16 protein-coding genes and 1 other annotated feature are annotated in these 18,114 nt (G+C 27.4%); of the genes, 9 read left to right on the forward strand and 7 right to left on the reverse strand.

Annotation, left to right across the window (positions count from 1 at the left end; all coding sequences use genetic code 11):
* Positions 1-20: 20 nt before the first annotated feature.
* Both IC758_RS07235 and IC758_RS07240 read left to right on the forward strand, forming a co-directional pair.
* Entirely contained in the window at positions 21-602 is a 582-nt protein-coding gene (locus IC758_RS07235; RefSeq protein ID WP_227432814.1) for a flavodoxin family protein, read from the forward strand.
* A 142-nt stretch (positions 603-744) separates the two neighbouring features.
* Complete coding sequence (locus IC758_RS07240) at positions 745-1,266, forward strand: GNAT family N-acetyltransferase (protein ID WP_227432815.1); 522 nt, start codon at positions 745-747, stop codon at positions 1,264-1,266.
* 342 nt (positions 1,267-1,608) lie between these two features.
* Here the strand turns inward: IC758_RS07240 and IC758_RS07245 are convergent, their stop codons facing one another.
* The 3 genes from IC758_RS07245 to IC758_RS07255 all read right to left on the reverse strand — a co-directional run bounded on the left by IC758_RS07245 (position 1,609) and on the right by IC758_RS07255 (position 3,941).
* The gene (locus tag IC758_RS07245) at positions 1,609-2,211 is read right to left on the reverse strand and encodes a TetR/AcrR family transcriptional regulator (RefSeq protein ID WP_227432817.1); all 603 of its coding nucleotides are present in this window, start codon (positions 2,209-2,211) and stop codon (positions 1,609-1,611) included.
* 244 nt (positions 2,212-2,455) lie between these two features.
* Entirely contained in the window at positions 2,456-3,175 is a 720-nt protein-coding gene (locus IC758_RS07250; RefSeq protein WP_227432818.1) for a hypothetical protein, read from the reverse strand.
* A 298-nt stretch (positions 3,176-3,473) separates the two neighbouring features.
* Entirely contained in the window at positions 3,474-3,941 is a 468-nt protein-coding gene (locus tag IC758_RS07255; protein ID WP_227432820.1) for a pyridoxamine 5'-phosphate oxidase family protein, read from the reverse strand.
* A gap of 146 nt (positions 3,942-4,087) precedes the next feature.
* Positions 4,088-4,354, forward strand: a binding site (T-box leader).
* A gap of 170 nt (positions 4,355-4,524) precedes the next feature.
* On the opposite strand from IC758_RS07255, the gene IC758_RS07260 reads away from it, so the two are divergent.
* Positions 4,525-5,076 (forward strand): tryptophan transporter, encoded by a 552-nt coding sequence (locus tag IC758_RS07260; protein WP_227482311.1) that lies wholly within the window; start codon positions 4,525-4,527, stop codon positions 5,074-5,076.
* Positions 5,077-5,194: 118 nt separating this feature from the next.
* Here IC758_RS07260 and IC758_RS07265 read toward each other — a convergent pair whose 3' ends face one another.
* The 3 genes from IC758_RS07265 to IC758_RS07275 all read right to left on the reverse strand — a co-directional run bounded on the left by IC758_RS07265 (position 5,195) and on the right by IC758_RS07275 (position 7,269).
* Positions 5,195-5,671 (reverse strand): HD domain-containing protein, encoded by a 477-nt coding sequence (locus IC758_RS07265; RefSeq protein ID WP_227432822.1) that lies wholly within the window; start codon positions 5,669-5,671, stop codon positions 5,195-5,197.
* A 118-nt stretch (positions 5,672-5,789) separates the two neighbouring features.
* The gene (locus tag IC758_RS07270; protein ID WP_227482312.1) at positions 5,790-6,887 is read right to left on the reverse strand and encodes a DUF5808 domain-containing protein; all 1,098 of its coding nucleotides are present in this window, start codon (positions 6,885-6,887) and stop codon (positions 5,790-5,792) included.
* A complete protein-coding gene (locus IC758_RS07275; protein ID WP_227432825.1) occupies positions 6,880-7,269 on the reverse strand; it encodes a GntR family transcriptional regulator in 390 nt (129 codons plus the stop codon). Before IC758_RS07275 ends, IC758_RS07270 begins: the two co-directional genes overlap by 8 nt.
* Positions 7,270-7,475: 206 nt before the next feature.
* On the opposite strand from IC758_RS07275, the gene IC758_RS07280 reads away from it, so the two are divergent.
* The 6 genes from IC758_RS07280 (at position 7,476) to IC758_RS07305 (ending at position 14,962) form a co-directional block, all read left to right on the forward strand.
* Entirely contained in the window at positions 7,476-7,931 is a 456-nt protein-coding gene (locus IC758_RS07280; RefSeq protein WP_227432827.1) for a hypothetical protein, read from the forward strand.
* Between the two features lie 268 nt (positions 7,932-8,199).
* The gene (locus tag IC758_RS07285; RefSeq protein ID WP_227432828.1) at positions 8,200-8,904 is read left to right on the forward strand and encodes a response regulator transcription factor; all 705 of its coding nucleotides are present in this window, start codon (positions 8,200-8,202) and stop codon (positions 8,902-8,904) included.
* Positions 8,891-10,141, forward strand: a complete 1,251-nt coding sequence (locus tag IC758_RS07290; RefSeq protein WP_227432829.1) for a sensor histidine kinase — start codon at positions 8,891-8,893, stop codon at positions 10,139-10,141. Before IC758_RS07285 ends, IC758_RS07290 begins: the two co-directional genes overlap by 14 nt.
* Positions 10,142-10,220: 79 nt before the next feature.
* Positions 10,221-10,898 (forward strand): ABC transporter ATP-binding protein, encoded by a 678-nt coding sequence (locus tag IC758_RS07295; protein WP_227432830.1) that lies wholly within the window; start codon positions 10,221-10,223, stop codon positions 10,896-10,898.
* Positions 10,899-13,463 carry an ABC transporter permease gene (locus IC758_RS07300; protein ID WP_227432832.1) on the forward strand — a complete coding sequence of 855 codons (2,565 nt, stop codon included), beginning with the start codon at positions 10,899-10,901 and terminating at the stop codon, positions 13,461-13,463.
* 224 nt (positions 13,464-13,687) lie between these two features.
* Positions 13,688-14,962, forward strand: coding sequence for a 4Fe-4S dicluster-binding protein (locus tag IC758_RS07305; RefSeq protein ID WP_227860846.1), 1,275 nt, complete (start codon positions 13,688-13,690; stop codon positions 14,960-14,962).
* A 75-nt stretch (positions 14,963-15,037) separates the two neighbouring features.
* Here the strand turns inward: IC758_RS07305 and IC758_RS07310 are convergent, their stop codons facing one another.
* Positions 15,038-18,082, reverse strand: a complete 3,045-nt coding sequence (locus IC758_RS07310; protein ID WP_227860847.1) for a serine hydrolase — start codon at positions 18,080-18,082, stop codon at positions 15,038-15,040.
* Positions 18,083-18,114: the final 32 nt, after the last annotated feature.

An 18,114-nucleotide genomic window follows, 5' to 3' on the forward strand; every position in this document is an offset into this window, starting at 1 on the left:
TTTTGATTAGGGGGATAAAAATGAAAGTAGCAGTGATTTTTCATAGCGTTTGTGGAAGTACATATTTATTAGCAAGGGAGTATAAAAAGGTACTTGAAGAAATGAATATAGAGGTAGATATATTTAAAGTAAGTGATGAGGTTGCAAAAACACTTCCTCAGTACTATTTGATAAATTCAAAGGAACATAAAGATGAATTTGAAAGTATAAATGTAATTAAATCTGGAAAAGAATTACTAGATTATGATGCAATATTTATGGGTTCACCAACATATTATGGAAATGTATCTGGTCAAATGAAGATGTTTATGGACAGTTTTTCTGATGTATGGGTAGGAGCACCTTTAAGTGGAAAAATATTTGGTTGTTTTGCTACTGCAGGTTCACAACATGGAGGAGGAGAACTAGCTTTACAATCAATGAATATATTTGCTCAACATATGGGGATGACGCTTTTATCAGTTCCATGTACAGTAAGAGGAGGTCATCCAGCATATGGAATACTTCATATAGCAGGAGATAACTCTGATATAAGACCAAGTGATGATGTTAAGTTTGGTATAAGAGATTATCTAAACAGTCTTAGTATATATAAAAAATAGATATATTTTCAGCAATGGTTTAACCTTACAATTCATTTTATACTTGGACAGATATTATAATCTAAATAAGAGCTAATTAGAGTTTCATTAGACTAAAAAGATGTGGTGCGAAGGTTGTTTTATATAATAGGAGGATAGCAAAATGCGCTTTGAGAGGCTAAGAACATATGAAGATAAATTGTATTTAGAGGCAATAAAGTTATACAATGTAAGTTTTCCTTTTCATGAACAGAGAAACCCATCTTTACAAGCAGAAATTATGGGTCATGAAGAATATCAATTTAACTTAATTTATGATGAAAACGACATGGTTGGTATCATTTTATGCTGGGAAACAGAGAATTTTATTTACGTGGAACATTTCTGTATCAATCCTGAAATGCGCAATAAAAAGTATGGAAAAAGAGCTTTGGAGCTGTTAAACCAGCGAGGCAAAACTGTTATTCTAGAAATCGACCCTCCCATTAATAAAATTTCCATCAAGCGACAAGGTTTTTATGAGAGGGTTGGATATAAGGTAAATGATTTTGAACATATTCACCCACCATACCATGAAGAATGCAATGGACATCAGTTAATTTTGATGTCTTATCCAGAAACATTGACAAAAGTTGAGTATGGTAATTTCAATCAGTATTTAAGAAGAACAGTAATGGGGTTATGATTCAGAGTAGGTATAATTTATATGTGCCTTATTGAGATATTTTACGAAACATCATTTTTGCTGTTTTTAAAAATGGCAAGCATGAAAGAGTGGTATATACCAGCCCATTCTTGCCAATCATATTTTCATGCAAGTCAAGAATAAGGAAAACACCAAAACTCGTATAAACACTACATTTTTATGAGTTGTTGGTGTTTTCTATATTTTTAACTCAGTTTTCTTTGCTTACTCATAATAACGAGTGCCAAATCTTATATCAGTTTTTAATGCCATTTTCTCTCAGATATACTTTTGATGTCATTGTTCAATTTTAATACATAGATGTTCATTGTCGATATTCTCTTATTCTTCAAACAAGCTATATGGAACTTGTAAAGTTCTGCATAGTAAATTTATAATTAAAAGCATCTGTTTTTCTTTGCTTAATTCAGCAAATGATTTATCATGTAATAATCCACTGATACCTTTTAGTACAAATGGCGCAAGCCATTTAGACTCACTTAAGTCTTTTTTATCTGCTAATCTGAGTATTTCAATAATCATTGTCCTAAAAGAGGGCAGAATTGCTTCTAAGGTTAAGCTGTGAATAGATGATAAAACTGACCAATGAATAGCTCCATCAGATAATTTCGAAAATTCATCCATTCCGCTGTCATAGCATTCTATAAGTTGTTCCAATCTCATTCGTGGGGAAATCTTATCGGATTTCTGACTCATCAGTTTAGAAGTTCGCTCTCCTTGCATTTTCATGAAGAGTCTTAAGGCTTCATCAAATAATTCTTGTTTGGAAGAAAAGTAATGGTAGAACATTCCAACTTCTCCACCAACCTCATTTAATATCATGCGAATAGAGGTGCTTTCATAACCGTTTTTTAGAAACAACTGTAAAGCGCATTTAAGTATTTCTTCTCTTTTACCACCTTCTAAAATAGGTTTTCGTGCCATTTATTTAATCCTCCCTTAAACAGAATGGTGTTTTGCTTAAAGAATATCACAATGTATAAATAACGTCAATAATAAAAAGAATAATGTTCTTATAATTATTATTTGTGGATGAGTAATATGTTCAATTTTACCTAGTGCTATGATATATGTACTCATATCCAAAAGGAAAAATAAACAATAAAATATAAATATGAATACAGAAAGTCAAAGAAAAAGAAGGCTAAAGTCTTCAATTTTTTATGTTTTAATCTCTAAAATCAACATTAGTAAATCCTGTTAGCGAAATGTCAATTTGATTTTTTCTCGTACCATTCTTATATTCAAATCCTTTATTCATCTTAGTAAAATAGTCTGGATAATTAATTAGACCATATTTAAGAAATTCTTTATCTGTTGCGGATAGAGAAATAGTGCTATTTTTGTATTGATTTTTTGAAGTAAATTCTATACTTGAATCTTTTGAAGTAACATTTATTGCATCAATACAATTTTCGGGTAAATCATAACTAAAGCTACCATCAAGCACATTTACATCCATATTGCATTTTATATTTGGAATATGGAGTTGAACATAGCTAGAATTGCCCATTTTAGCTGTTTTTCCTGATATAGATACAACCCATTTTCCGTTTTGTTCTATCATTTTAATATTGTAGTATTGGTTGTTGTAATTTGCTATTATTTTGTTGGATGAGGTTGGTAGTATTTCTACTCCTCCATTGCAGATGTCTAAAGAAACATTAAGGTTTTGTGCATTGTGAGGTAAGCTATCACTGCTTTTTTGTGAGTCTGCACCTACCTTGGAATTAGCAGAGGTATTGAAATTTCCTCTATTGCTGATATCACTATCACCATGTACTTGTGATGATGTATGGATTTCTAAAGCTGTTGCTCCTGTTGATAATATAGTTATTATTAAAAATGTAATGAGGAGTAAAAACTTTGGTTTTTTCTTGAATTTCATAATTATTTTCAACCTCTCTTTCAATAATTACTTACTTTTTTTGATAGTTTTAATGGCAAAAAAAGTAAGTAATTTATGTTGATATTTGACATATATGACTGTATTATTTTCAAGTTTTTATATGGGTATGGAAAAATTTATGTCAGCTTGGATACAAGTAACTTTGTGTTGTATCTACATAGGTATTGAGGAAGTTTCTTAAAGTGTTTTGAGCATTTTCAATTAATAAAAATAATGATAAATAAATATATTTAAAGTGACCATACATATAGCCACTTTATTATATCGTATTAGATTATTATAAACGAGAAGCTTTACCAGAAATATGGTCTATTTCTATTTTAACTACAGTTGTCAAATTTATATCTTTTTCTATGTACTTCATACCTTCTTCAATAAAGCCCTTAGAATATTTTTTTATTATTTCTATAAGAGCATTTTTCTTTTCCTCATTGTCTACTGTTGAAGCTTTTCCAAATACTACAGCGCTAGCATATGTAGTACTAAATTTATCTGGAAGAACACTTTCATTAGCTACTACTAAGAAAGAAACCTTGTTATTTGCTGAGATATTATCTAATTTATGTCCACTTCTTGCACAATGAAAATATACAGAATCATTAAAGTATACATAATTTACAGCAACTCCATAAGGATAGCCATTTTCACTTATAGTAGAAAAAGTACCAAATTCACCATTTTTTAATACTTCTATAGTATCTTCTTTTGTCATTTCTCTCTTTTTTAATCTCATTTCTCTAAACATAATATCATCCTTCCTAATTCAATATTTAAATAAAAGTTTAAAGCATTTATAAAAATTATTCTACACTTTTTGTAAATTTTAAATAAAATAAAAAATACAGTTGACAATTATAAAAATTTAGAATATTATAATAGCAACAGCAAATTAAAAATCCTATGACAAGGAAGAGTAATTATGTTTAGCTTCAACATAGAGAGCTGAGGATGGTGGAATCTTAGCAAGAAGGAATATAGTGAATGGACCTTAGAGGAATAAATTGAAATCATATTTTTATGAGAGTAGACTTTATCGTCAGTCGCACGTTACAGCGAATAGGGTATGTAAGTACTTGATAATGAGATATATAAGAATTAAGTTTTAAGCTTATTTTTTATATAATTTAGGTGGCAACGCGGATAATCTCCGTCCTATTGATTTAGGACGGAGTTTTTTATTTTGCAAAAACTATTAATAAAGAAATTATATAATTTAAAATAAAAGGTGGTGAGAGAGATGTTATGAACTTCTAAAGCTAAAGAGAATGATATGGAAAATTGGAGCGAAAATGAAATAAATATTAAACAAATTAGGGGGAAATATTACAATGAAAACAAATACAAAAAAATTAACTTTAAATGCAATACTTTTAGCTATGGGATTATTGATACATCAACTTACACCTGCTATAGGACTTCCAATGCAACCAGATATATCACTAGCAATGATGTTTATAATAATGATACTAAATAAGGATGATTATAAGATTTGTTTGGTAGCAGGAATTGTAACAGGAATATTTGCAGCATTAACAACTAAATTCCCAGGTGGTCAGATTCCAAATATACTTGATAAAACTATTACAATAAATATAATGTTCATGATAATGTATATAATTTATAAATTACCATTTATGAAAAAATTGAACAGTAAAAAACAAGATTTAATAGCTGCAACAATAATATTCCCAGTAGGGACAGTTATAAGTGGAACTCTATTTTTACTAGTTGCTCAAGCTATAGTAGGTCTTCCTGGAGCTTCATTCACAGCGTTATTTATGGTAGCAGTGGTACCAGCAATATTGATAAACTTAATAGCTGGTATGTTATTATTTAAAGTAGTAAGTATCTCTATAAGAAGAATAAGTTATCAAGGATAAGATTATATTTTATAAGCATATGACAAAAATAAATAATAAATTAATAAAGAGGTATTAAGTTAAATGTAATCTTAATACCTCTTTTTAAATTAAATTATAACAATATCAAAGACCTATTTTATATGTGGTAAGGAGAGAGTAGTGAGTGTATCCTTAGAGTCTCAACTAGACAACAAAATTTATCTAATAAGCAAACAATTAATGCTTCTTTGTATCTAGGAGGTCTAACAGTAAGTGGCCACATATGTTTTAAAATAATGTCTGTTTCTTTTTCATTTATTTGAAAGAATAAATTTGCGTTTTTTAGTGCTTCTTTAGGATGAGTAAAACCATGTAATCCCTTTCTATCACCTTTATAATGCCAGTCATAAAGAAAAAAATCATGCAGTAGAGCCCCTCTAATAACGCTTTGAATTTCAACATTTAAATGCAATTTTTTACATAATAGATAACTATAATATGCTACTGATAAACTATGTTCAAGACATGAAACATTGCCATGATGAGGAAATGTTCTCATAAGTTGTACTTTTTCAGATGAAAGTATCTCAGAAGCACAATCATTAAAGTATTTAATTTCAGTTTTTGACAACATTATGCAAATCTCCATTCCTAGTAATATATAAATACTATATTTCAATGATAATATGAAATATTTCTTATCTTACAAAATATAATACCCAATAATACAAGTAAGATACCTTTTATGGTATTTAAAGTAAAAGAGATTTTATAACACTAAAAAGTGAAAAAATTAAAAATATAGCTATAAGAATATATAATATCTTTCCAATCGGATTTCCCAAATTTATAGTCCATCCTATGCCAAATCTTTTATCAACCATAAATGATGGGTCGTTTGGATTATTATATATAATACCTCCTATCCAGTACTTTTCATCATTATCTGGAGTATAAGAAGAATTGGATTTTAAATTTGGAGAATTAATATATGTTACCATTAAATAAATTATAACTAAAAGCATTATTATATTTATAACAGTTAATAAATTTGGATTTGTTTTTAATGATAAAAAAACGATAAAGAATTGTACTATCATCATAATCATCAATATAAAAAACAAATAACCAATTTTATTTAGATATTTAATGTTTTTAGTTTTACTTTCTTCAATTTTATTTGTATCTACTTTAATTCTCGCTTTTATAGCTCCAATAGAAGTTATATATAATAAAATCATTATACAAAACTCAAGACCTATTAATTTAAACACACCAAGATAGGATTTTTTCATAAATCCATCAGGTTTTCCTGTTATAGTAGAGTGCGTAGTAATTAAATCTGGTAATTGATTATAGTTAAGCAATATAAAAATACTTATTCCAAAAGTAAGTAATACTGGTATTAAATACAATATCTTAAATTTTTTTATTATTTTATTTTTTTCATTTATAAAATCCATATCTATTACCAATTTTGAGTCTGCACTTATCTGACTTAATTCAGTGAAAAACTTGGATTTAGTCATTTTAACTTCTTTATGAATATAGATATATAATATACTTTCATATAGTAAAAACCCTATAATACTAATAGAATAAGAAAATTCTATTTTATCAAACATAAAAACTAGAGCTAAAACTAAAATAAAAATCACAATGAATCCTATAGATAAAAGTTTTTTAAATTTTTTATCAAGTATTATAAAATCAGGATAGTTTCTATGTTCTTGGTTTATAGAAACACCATAAATGTGATTTTTGCCAATAAGATGTGGCATAAAATAAAAAGTAGCATACATCAAAATTAAGGTTGAAAATATTGTAAATAAACATTCAATCTTATTCATAGTATTTCACCTCATACTTATCAAATAGATTTTTACTTAACGTCAAGAACTCTTCTTTATTGATACCTGATAAATAAGATTTTGCTACTAAAAGTTCTAAATCAATTCTATTTTTTTGGCGAGTTGAATTTTCTGTTTCCATTGGAAGTTGAGCTACAATTGCACCTTTTCGCCTATCAATATTTAAAAATCCTTCTTCTTTTAGTTCATTATAAGACTTATTTACAGTATGTAGATTTACACCAATATTTTCAGCCATACTTCTTACAGATGGAAGTGATTCATTTATTTTTAATTCTCCTGAAGCTATAGCTTTAGTTATCTCTTCTTTAATTTGTACATAAATAGACTTATCACTATTAAAATCTAAATTTAAAATCATAAAAAACCTCCATAATATCGTTATAAATAAAAATACTTGTTATATATATAGTATAACACAAAAAACATTATCAAGTACAAAATATAAATTTATATTCTACAAGATGATTTATATTATTTGTAAAAATTGTAATTTAAAAATAACATAATTTTTATCAAAATAATACAGATACTATCTATAAATAGAAATCAGAAAGGAGAAAAAATATGTTAACATATTTAATTAAAAGACAAATGAATAAAAAAGATGATGGAATGAGTAAGCCAATGATGTTTGCAGGAGCCGTGATTACAGGAGTGGGTGCATATGCAACTTATAGGATGATAAAAAACATTAAATCTAAATCTCAAATGTCTCAAATGATTGATACAGAGTATTATGGAAATAATCAATACAATGACTATAAATATGATGAGTTTGGTTATGAATGTGATTGTAGTGATAAAAAACAAGATTATGAATATGAAGAATTAAAAAAAAAAGTAAGAGAATTTAATTCAAGAAGAATAAATTGTGAAAATTGTCCACATGTTTCTCAAGAAGAAATGATGCATTATGTAAATAGTGTTAAAAATGATAAAAAAGACATTGATTTACATGAAGATGACAAAAAAAATAATATTTATAAAGAAGAAGAATATAAAAAATATGAGGAAGAATAAAGTAAGCTTTAAATAGTTAAACAGATGAGAATACCAGTTTATATAAAATTAAATATCTAAAATGTGAGTTGTAGCTTAACTTGAGAAAAATCTATACTATTTTCAAAATAGTTAAGTGTCAACTTGCATTTTTATTTTTATGTTTTTTAGTAATTGTTTGTGACTATTTTGTAATTCTAAATATATTTTAGTATCTAAAACAATTGTGTATAATAAAAGTTGTATATGTAAATAGTTTAAAATTAAAATGTTAAGAAGGGAAATAGTTATGTTAAAGTTATTGATAGTTGAGGATGACAGTACTATCTCTTTTGGAATAAAGTATGCATTGGAGCAAGAGGGATTTAGTGTAGATATATCAAAGGATTTATCAAGTGGAAAAGAAATGATATCTTCTAATGAATATAGTATGGTACTACTGGATGTAATGTTACCAGATGGAACAGGATATGAATTTTGTGAGTATGTAAGAAAGTTTTCTCAGATTCCCATAATATTTTTAACTGCTTGTGATGAAGAAGTAAACATTGTACTGGGTCTTGATATAGGTGGAGATGACTATATAACAAAACCTTTTAGAATTAGAGAATTAATATCGAGAATAAAAGCTGTTTTAAGAAGAAAAGGTGACGCTACAGAAGAAAATAAGAAGATATTTAAATATAGAGATTTAAATATATATACATTAGAAGCTAGAGTATATAAAAATGACAAGGAAATATTTCTGACATCTGTTGAATATAAGCTTCTTTTAATTCTTATACAGAATAAAAATACAGTTTTGAGTAGAAGTCAAATACTAGAAAAGCTTTGGGATGTAACTTATGATTTTGTTAGTGATAATACTTTAACTGTTTATATAAAAAGACTTAGAGAAAAAATAGGAGATGACTTATGTAAACCAATTTACATAGAAACTGTAAGAGGACTAGGTTATAAATGGATAGGAAGTGAAAATAATGTTTCTATATAATCCTGAAGTAAAGAACTTTTTTAGTAAATATATTATTTTAATGTTGATGGTAATTCTTATATCAATTGGATTTGGTATAATCAATATAAATACAACTAAAAATACGATTGTAAAAAATAATCAAGCTATAATAGGAACCTTAGTTAACAAGTATCCAAAACTAGAAAGTGATATCGTAGATATAATAACACAAGGAAAGTCCATGCAAAATGTAGAATTTGGTGAGAAAATATTAAGTAAGTATAACTATGACAAAACTATTAGAATAAATTCTGAGCCTCTTACTTCCAAATTACTTTCAAACACTATAAAAATAAATATAATCTTAGTTTGTATAATTTTTATGATGATATTTATGTTGATACTTAAATATTTTAGAACTATATATAATGATTTATCAGATATGACTAAGTATGTTTACTATAGTTCAGAAGGAAAAGAATTTGATATGAAAAATAGAAATCAAGAAGGGCAGATAGGTCTTTTAAAAACAGAGCTATTGAAGATGACAACAATTCTTAATGAAAAAGTTGAACTTTTAAATTCAGAAAAAATATTTTTAAATAATACAATTTCAGATATATCACATCAGTTAAAAACTCCCATGACTTCCTTAATCATACTAAGTGATTTATTATATAATGATGTACCATATGAAGTGAAAATAGATTTTTTAGACAAGATAAAAAATCAACTAAATCGTATGGATTGGTTGATTAAAAGTATGCTTAAATTATCAAAAGTAGAAGCTAAAGTTATAAAGTTTAAGAGAGAAAAAATAAAGTTTAGTGAACTTATACATAGAGCAATCCAACCAATGAAAATACCTATGGAGATTAAAAACCAAAAGTTAAGTATAGAAGGCAATGGTAATGTATCTTATGTTGGTGATATTGATTGGTCAGTTGAGGCTTTAGTAAATATAATAAAAAATTGTATAGAACATACTCCTGAGTTTGGAAATATAAGTATAATTTACAAAGAAAATCCATTATTTTCAGAGTTAATAATAAAAGATGATGGTGAAGGTATAGATAAAAAAGATATACCACATATTTTTAAACGTTTCTATAGAGGGAAAAGTAGTTCAAAAGAGGATAGTGTAGGTATAGGGCTTGCAATGGCAAAATCCATAATAGAAAGCCAAAATGGAGATATTTATGTAAATAGTGAAAAAGGTAAAGGAACTGAATTTCATATAGCATTTCATAAGATATATGATGATAATAGTGACTAATCTGTAATATTTAATTCACTTTATAGTAATAGCTTGAGTCTAATATATGAAGTATAGAATATAAATATTGGAGGTAGTTATGGAAATTTTAAGAGTAGAAAATCTGACTAAAAGTTATGGTAAAAATGAAACAAAAGTCGATGCAATAAAAAATGTAAGCTTGTCTATAGAAAAAGGTGAGTTTATAGCAATAACAGGTCCAAGCGGAAGTGGAAAGAGTACATTATTACATTTATTAGGAGGTGTTGATAGACCTACTAGTGGTAAGGTTTATATAAATGATGTAGATATATATAATCTAAAAACTAAGGATTTGGCAATCTTTAGAAGAAGAAATATAGGTCTTATATATCAATTCTATAATCTGATTCCAGTTTTAAATGTCAAAGAAAATATATTACTTCCAGCAGAGCTTGATAATAGAAAGATTGATAAAGAATACTTGAATGATTTGATGAAAACATTGGGTCTAAGCAATAGAGAAAATCATCTTCCTAATCAATTATCAGGAGGTCAACAACAAAGAACATCTATAGGACGTGCCTTAATTAATAGACCATCTATAGTATTAGCAGATGAACCAACAGGTAATCTAGATAGCAAAAACTCAAAAGAAATACTAGAGTTATTAAAATTATCAGTGAAAAAATATAATCAAACATTAATAATGATAACTCATGACAAAAATATAGCACTTCAGGCGGATAGAATTATAGGCATAGAAGATGGAATTATAAAAAGTGATGAGGTGATATAAATGAATCTATATACATCTCTAACTGTTAGATATTTAAAACAAAATAAAAGACGAACTATTGTAACTATAATTGGAATAATACTTTCCACTGCTCTAATTTGTGGTATAGGTAACATATTTGAAAGTTTTATGGATTATCAAATAAGAGAAACCATAAAAAATGATGGGAGTTTTCATGCTAAATTCTACAATGTAAACAAAAAAAATATAGACTATGCAACAAAATCGGCTGAAATAAAAAGTTATGCACTTACTAATCAACTTGGATACTCTAGAATAGAAGATACTGTAAATGGTATATTAAGCGTTAAGCAATATGATAAAAATGCTATGGAAGGATATAGAGTTTCTATAAAAGAAGGTAGATTTCCAGATAAAGATGGAGAAATTATTTTAAGTGAAAACATAGTTAATCTTATGGAGAAAAAGCTAAAAATAGGAGATAAGATAACCTTAAAAGTAGGTGATATGTTTGATAGTAATAACAAAAAAATTGATGATATGAGTGTATTTCATGAAGGTGATTATATTGCCAATGAAAAAGAAAAGACATTTAAAATTGTAGGTATAATCAAAAGGCCAGGATTTGAACTCACTGACCAAGTTGCTACTGGTTTAACTTACTTTAATCCTATAGATAATAATAAAGAGACAGTGAATATATCAATAACAGCAAAAAATCCTAAAGATATATATGAAATAACAAGAAAAATAAGTAATAATATATATACAAATAAAGATAAAGCATCAAACTCTGAAATGATAAAATACAATGAACATTTATTGAGATTACAAGGAGCTAGTAAGTATGCAAATATAAATAGTTCTATAAAAGCTATAATTACTATGGTAACTATTTTAGTAATTATATGTACAATTGCTACAGTATATAATTCTTTTAGTATTTCTATAACTGAACGAAAAAAGCAGTTTGGAATATTAAATTCTATAGGAGCTACTACTAATCAAATTAAAAGATTAGTTTTTATTGAAGGTATTATAATTAGCTGTATTGGAATACCAATAGGACTATTGTCTGGAACAGTAGCTATAGATTTAGTATTTAAAGCTATAAATAAATATCTTACAGAATCAGTTGTATCACAGATGGGTTTACAAATAGTATATAATCCATTAATAATAATTATCAGTATAATAATTGTTTTACTTACAATTTTTATATCAATTCTCCTACCTGCAATAACAGCCTCTAATATTTCTCCTCTTAGTGTAATAAGGAGTAGTGGAGATTACAAAGTAGGTAAGGTTAAAAATTCGAAACTTATTAAATTAGTTTTTGGAACAGAAGGTGTACTTGCATATAAAAGTGTAAGAAGAAATAGAAAGAAATTTATTGTGACACTTTTTTCTTTAATAGTAAGTATAGTAATATTTATATCTTTTAGCGGATTTATGGCGAATTTCTTAAAAGGTGAAGAAATCAGAAATTCTCAAAGAAACTACGATTTATATTTAAGTTCAAGACAAATATCTAAGTCTATGGATGATACTATAAATAAACTAAAAAATATATCTGGAATAAAAAACTTTGAAGTAGCTGTAGGAGAGTATATTTCTATAGGAGTAGATAAGGATAAAATAAATAAATCTAAAGAAAATCTAATTAAGGATTATTATCAACAACGTAAGGTTGGAGATAGTTATGTATATGAGTTTAACAACAACGAACTAATTTTTCCTGGAGAAACTGCAATACAAAATAAAACAAAAAACTTAATAAAAGGCTCTTTTGATAAAGAAAGAGCGATTAAAGAAAATGGAGTGATATTTGTTAGAAAAAGTTACTTTGAATCAAAGGGTAAGAAAGGCGTAATAGAGTTAACTAATTACAAAGTTGGAGATACTGTAACTTGTGAATATACTGGCGAAAATGATTCAAAGAAAAAAGTAAACATAAAAATTCTTGGTATAACAGATGAAAAACGTCTAGGAATGGGTTATCAAAATATGGGATTGCAATTTTTAACTTATGATGAGGTTGCTGAAAATATGGATTTAAAGTTAGAGAAAGGTATTGTCTTTATTGACTCAGGGGGAAGTGCTCAGACTAGGAAGAGTATAGAGTCTTTGGCTAAGAAAAATAATGTCAATTTTCATGATGAAAATACAAGTGACAAAAGTGAAAAGCAAAATTTAAAAGCTATTAAAGTTTTTGTATATGGGTTTATAGTAGTGATATCTCTAGTAAGTGTTACAAATATACTAAATACAATAAGTACAAGTATAAATCTAAGAAAAAGAGAACTAGCAATAATACAATCAATAGGTGTTACTCCTGTAGGTTTTAGAAAAATGATATACTTAGAAAGTTTTATCTATGGTATTTTATCTTTATTGTTTGGCGTACCAATTGGTATTGGGTTGATATTAATTATGAATAAATTAGTTTCAGGTGTAATTGAGTTTTCTACAGTTATACCATGGACAGCAATTGGCATATGCATAGTTAGTGTTTTTATAATAACCTTTATAGCAGCATATATACCTATGAATAAATTAAATAAGGAGAATATAATAGATAATATAAGAAAGGAAAGTATATAAAATACTATAAAAATAATTTATAGATATGTAAAATATTATTAAAATCGTTTAATTGGTATAAACTATAATTATGCTGATTAAACGGTTTTTATTTATATAAGAAATCTAATAAATAAATTGCTAGAGGTATTTAACTATTTAGAAAGAATTGGTATTATATAAAGTAGGAGTTTAGATAATAAAGAAAGATATTTGATTATATTGCAAAACAAAAGAAAAAGAAGGTGATTACTATTTCTCATATAACTGCTAAAAACATGTATAAAAGCTTAGAGGAAAGAATAAATAAATTTCCACAGGGTGCTCCACCCTCCGATACATTATATAAAATACTAAATGTACTTTTTACAGAACAAGAGGCAAAATTAGTGGCACAACTTCCAATAAAGCCTTTTAGAGTAAAAACAGCAGCTAAAATTTGGAGTATAAGTGAAAGTGAAGCATATAGGGTGCTAGATAAGCTAGCTAGCAGGGCACTAATACTAGATATAGAAGATAAAAAAGGTAAAAAATATATAATGCCTCCTCCAATGGCTGGTTTTTTTGAGTTTGCCATGATGAGAACAAGACACGATATAGACCAAAAACTTTTATCAGAACTTTACTATCAGTATATGAATGTAGAAGAAGATTTTATTAAAGATTTATTTTATTCAACAGAAACAAAACTTGGAAGAGTTTACGTTCAAGAAGAAGTATTGACTAATGATAATGAAGTAAGTATTTTAGATTATGAAAGAGCTACTCATATAATTGATGAATCGACTCATATAGGTATAAGCATGTGTTATTGTAGACATAGAATGCAACACGTTGGAAAAGCCTGTGATGCTCCTATAGATATATGTATGACATTTGACAATGTAGCTAATTCTTTAATAAACAATAAATTTGCAAGACGTGTAGATAAAGTAGAATGTAAGGAATTACTTCATCAAGCATATGAACATAATTTAGTTCAATGTGGAGAAAATGTTCGAAAAGGAGTTACATTTATATGTAATTGTTGTGGTTGCTGTTGTGAGGCGCTAGTAGCAGCAAAAAGATTTGGAAATCTTCACCCAGTACAAACAACTAGTTTTATACCAAATATAAACCATGAAAGTTGTGTAAAGTGTGGTAAATGTATATCTGCATGTCCAATAGATGCAATAAGTAAAGTAAAAGAAAATGATAAAGAATATATAAAAGTTGATGAGGATAGATGTCTAGGTTGTGGCGTTTGTGTTAGAAATTGTCACAAAAATAGTATTATGCTATTAAAGAGAGATGAAAAAATAATAACTCCTGCAAATTCAGTACATAGAGCAGTTCTCATGGCAATCGAGAAAGGGCAATTACAAAATCTAATTTTTGATAATAATGCCTTAGCTAGTCATAGAGCTATGGGAGCGATACTATCAGCTATATTAAAACTTGAACCAGCTAAAAAAGCTTTGGCTAGTAAGCAGCTAAAATCAGTATACTTAGATAAATTACTAAGTATGAATGATAAATAAAGATTAATTTTATAATTGTAATAAAAACGGGCTATATTCAAATAAAATTATTTGAATATAGCCCGTTTTAAAATATTAAGCTATTTCTTTAATTTGTTTAAATGAATTTTCATTTCCATTTCCACCAATTTGTGTTACTGATTTAAATCTCATAGTTTTAAATAGTTCTTTTTGACTATAGTCTAGTAAATTTCCTACTAGTATTACAGGAGATTTAGTTTTTCCAGCTAAAACCCCAACAGATAAACCATCTATTAAATCATCTTGTTTATTGATTCCATTTTTAGCTACATATAGGTTATTTATATTAGAATCCTTGTAGAACTCTTTTATTACTTTTGCATTTGTTTCATTTCTAGTACTACCTGATATTCTTTGTGGATTTTTAAGTTTGTTTTCTATATTTTTAGAAACTGTGTATTCTCCACCTATTATATAAGATTTATCTATTTTTTTATCTTTGAATAAATTATTTATTTCAGTTATATTACTATTTTCATTAGTAAGTATTATAGGCATATCATTTTGAGCTGATGCTGCACCAACACTTACTGCATCTGCTAATCCTTTTTCACCATTAACTACTGATATTTTTGATACATTACTAATTACTTTCAATTCTTTAGCAAGATTTAGAGAAGTCTCATATCTATCATTTCCTGAAATTCTAGATACAGACATATTATCTGACTTTATAGTATCTAAAGATTTTTCGTTTACAGAAGCTTCACCACCGATTACATATACATTTTTAACTTTTAATCTCTTTAATTCAGCTAAAGTTTTTTCATTTATTTGAGAGCTTCCAGTTAGCAATATAGGAGCATCTTTTTTATATGCAAATGGTGTTGCAGCTAAAGCATCTGCAATTGCAGAATCATTTATTAAAACGGCATTTTCAGCATTTTCCCAACCTGCTTGGCTTATCTTAATAGAAGTTTCATATCTATCAGTTCCTGTTAATGCATTTGCATTTACTTCATCTTGGTATGTAACTTCAAATTTGGCATTTGGACTTCCTAAGAAAGCTATTACACCTCCTTTTGGCAATCTAACTCTATTATTCTTTGTCACTAAAGAGTAATTTACAGGAGTTCCTTTATCATCATAAACTGCAAAAGATGAATTTTGAGGAAGATTAACTTCTATTTTTTTATTTGCTATATCATCGCCAATTTTGTACCATTTTGTATACCCCTTTGAATCTATTTGATATGTAAAAGATTTTTCTGATGATAAATTAGTTAGGGAATCTTCACTTACATATGTTTGTGTTGCAAATTTTAGGTATTCTGTACCATTTTCTTTATACAGTTTGATATCACTCAAATCACGACCCATTACACCAGGTATTTCTATAAAAGCATTTGAATTATTCTCATCTATTATTTTAGTATTAGCTAAAAAACCTGGAGTTTTATCAGAAACACCAAGAATTGCTTTAACAGAACCAAGCATATAGTGTTGAGAAGTATATTTTTCATCCACTATATAGTAGCCTTTTTCACCTCTTTTTTCCCATGCTTCTTTGACACTATCTGATATATCATTGTCATCTACCTTTTGAGCTACGTAGTATAAACTTGCTGTCTGACCTAATCCAGGAACATCATCATAAGAGCTCATATTTAAATATGTGATATTATTTTTTTCCTTTACAAATTTTAGGCAACTATTACCTTTTTCAGATACGAATCTATCTTGACCTATGTATACATATTTATCTTCAGGTCCATTTTCTATGTATGGAGAAGATACTGTTAGAGTACCATTATCATTAACATCAACTTTTAGCATATTTGAAGAAGCATAAAGTCCACTATTTTCTTTTAAATAACTTGGCATTTTGACTTGTTGTGGCTTACTAAATGTTTTATCAGGTTTTATTTCTTTAATTTTACCTTTTTCTTTTAATGCAGATAGTAAAATTTCTTGTCCGATTACTTCGTTAAGTTGACTACTTCCACCAGAAGAAACAACTGCAACTGCCATATTTTCATCTGGAAGCACTGTAAGATTACTATGGAATAATAAAGAATCTCCACCTTTTGTAAGTGCTTTTAGATTATATTGATTAAATGGATAAGTGTTGACACAATCCCATCCTAAACCATATCCAAGGATAGAGTCTTCTCCCTCAGGCCATAGACCATTTAAATATTCTTTATTTTCCATAGCTTTTACTGAAGCAGGAGAAAGAATTCCATTTGATTTTTTCATAAATGTTTGTGCAAATGTACATAGATTTTCTGCACTTGAATATAAGCCACCCATACCTATAGTATTAAAGTTATCTTGTGGAACTGCATCTTCCCAATAAGGTACATAGGCTTTTGCAAGTTTTGAACTATCAAAGCTATTTTCTGGAGTTTTTGTGTTTTGTAAGTTAAGTGGATTATTTATGTACTTATCAAGAAAATTAGTAAATGACATACCAGATACTTTCTCTACTAAAATTTCAGCTAAAGTAAATCCATCATTACAATAAACGGAAAAAGCTCCTGGCTTAGCTTTTAATCTTTGTTTCTTTAATTCTTCTAAGAAATTATCATGACTATAAGAATCATTGTCTCCCAATAAAAGGGCATTTTTTAAACTTCCTCCCATTAGCCCTGATGAGTGATTTAATAACATTCTTGGAGTGATTTCTTTATATCTATCATCAGCCATCTTAAATTCAGGTATATATTTTACAACAGGAGTATCTAAATTTACTTTTCCCTGTTCAACCAACTTCATAACAGCTGTAGTAGTAAATACTTTACTGATAGAGGCAATATTATACATATTATCCTTAGTTAAATTTTTATTATCTTGTTTGCTGTATACTCCACCATTTCCAGAAATCTCAATTTTACCATTATCAATTAGAGCATATTGAGCGCTTACAGCACCATATTTAGATAGTAAAGTTTGAATTTTCTCTTTAGCAAGAGCTCTAGTTTTTGTGTAAGACTCCGAACCTTTACTATAATCATTTAACTCTATATCAGAGCTTTGATACTTATCGGATACATTGTTTGTGTCATTATCAGCAAAAGTAATACTTGGAGTAGCAGTAAATAACATACTAAGTACCAATGTGCTAGATAATAACTTACATAATCTTTGCTTAAACATATTAAATTACCTCTTTTCCCTTTTAATAATTA

It is taken from the genome of Clostridioides sp. ES-W-0016-02 (genome assembly GCF_020641035.1).
Classification (GTDB): Bacteria; Bacillota; Clostridia; order Peptostreptococcales; family Peptostreptococcaceae; genus Clostridioides.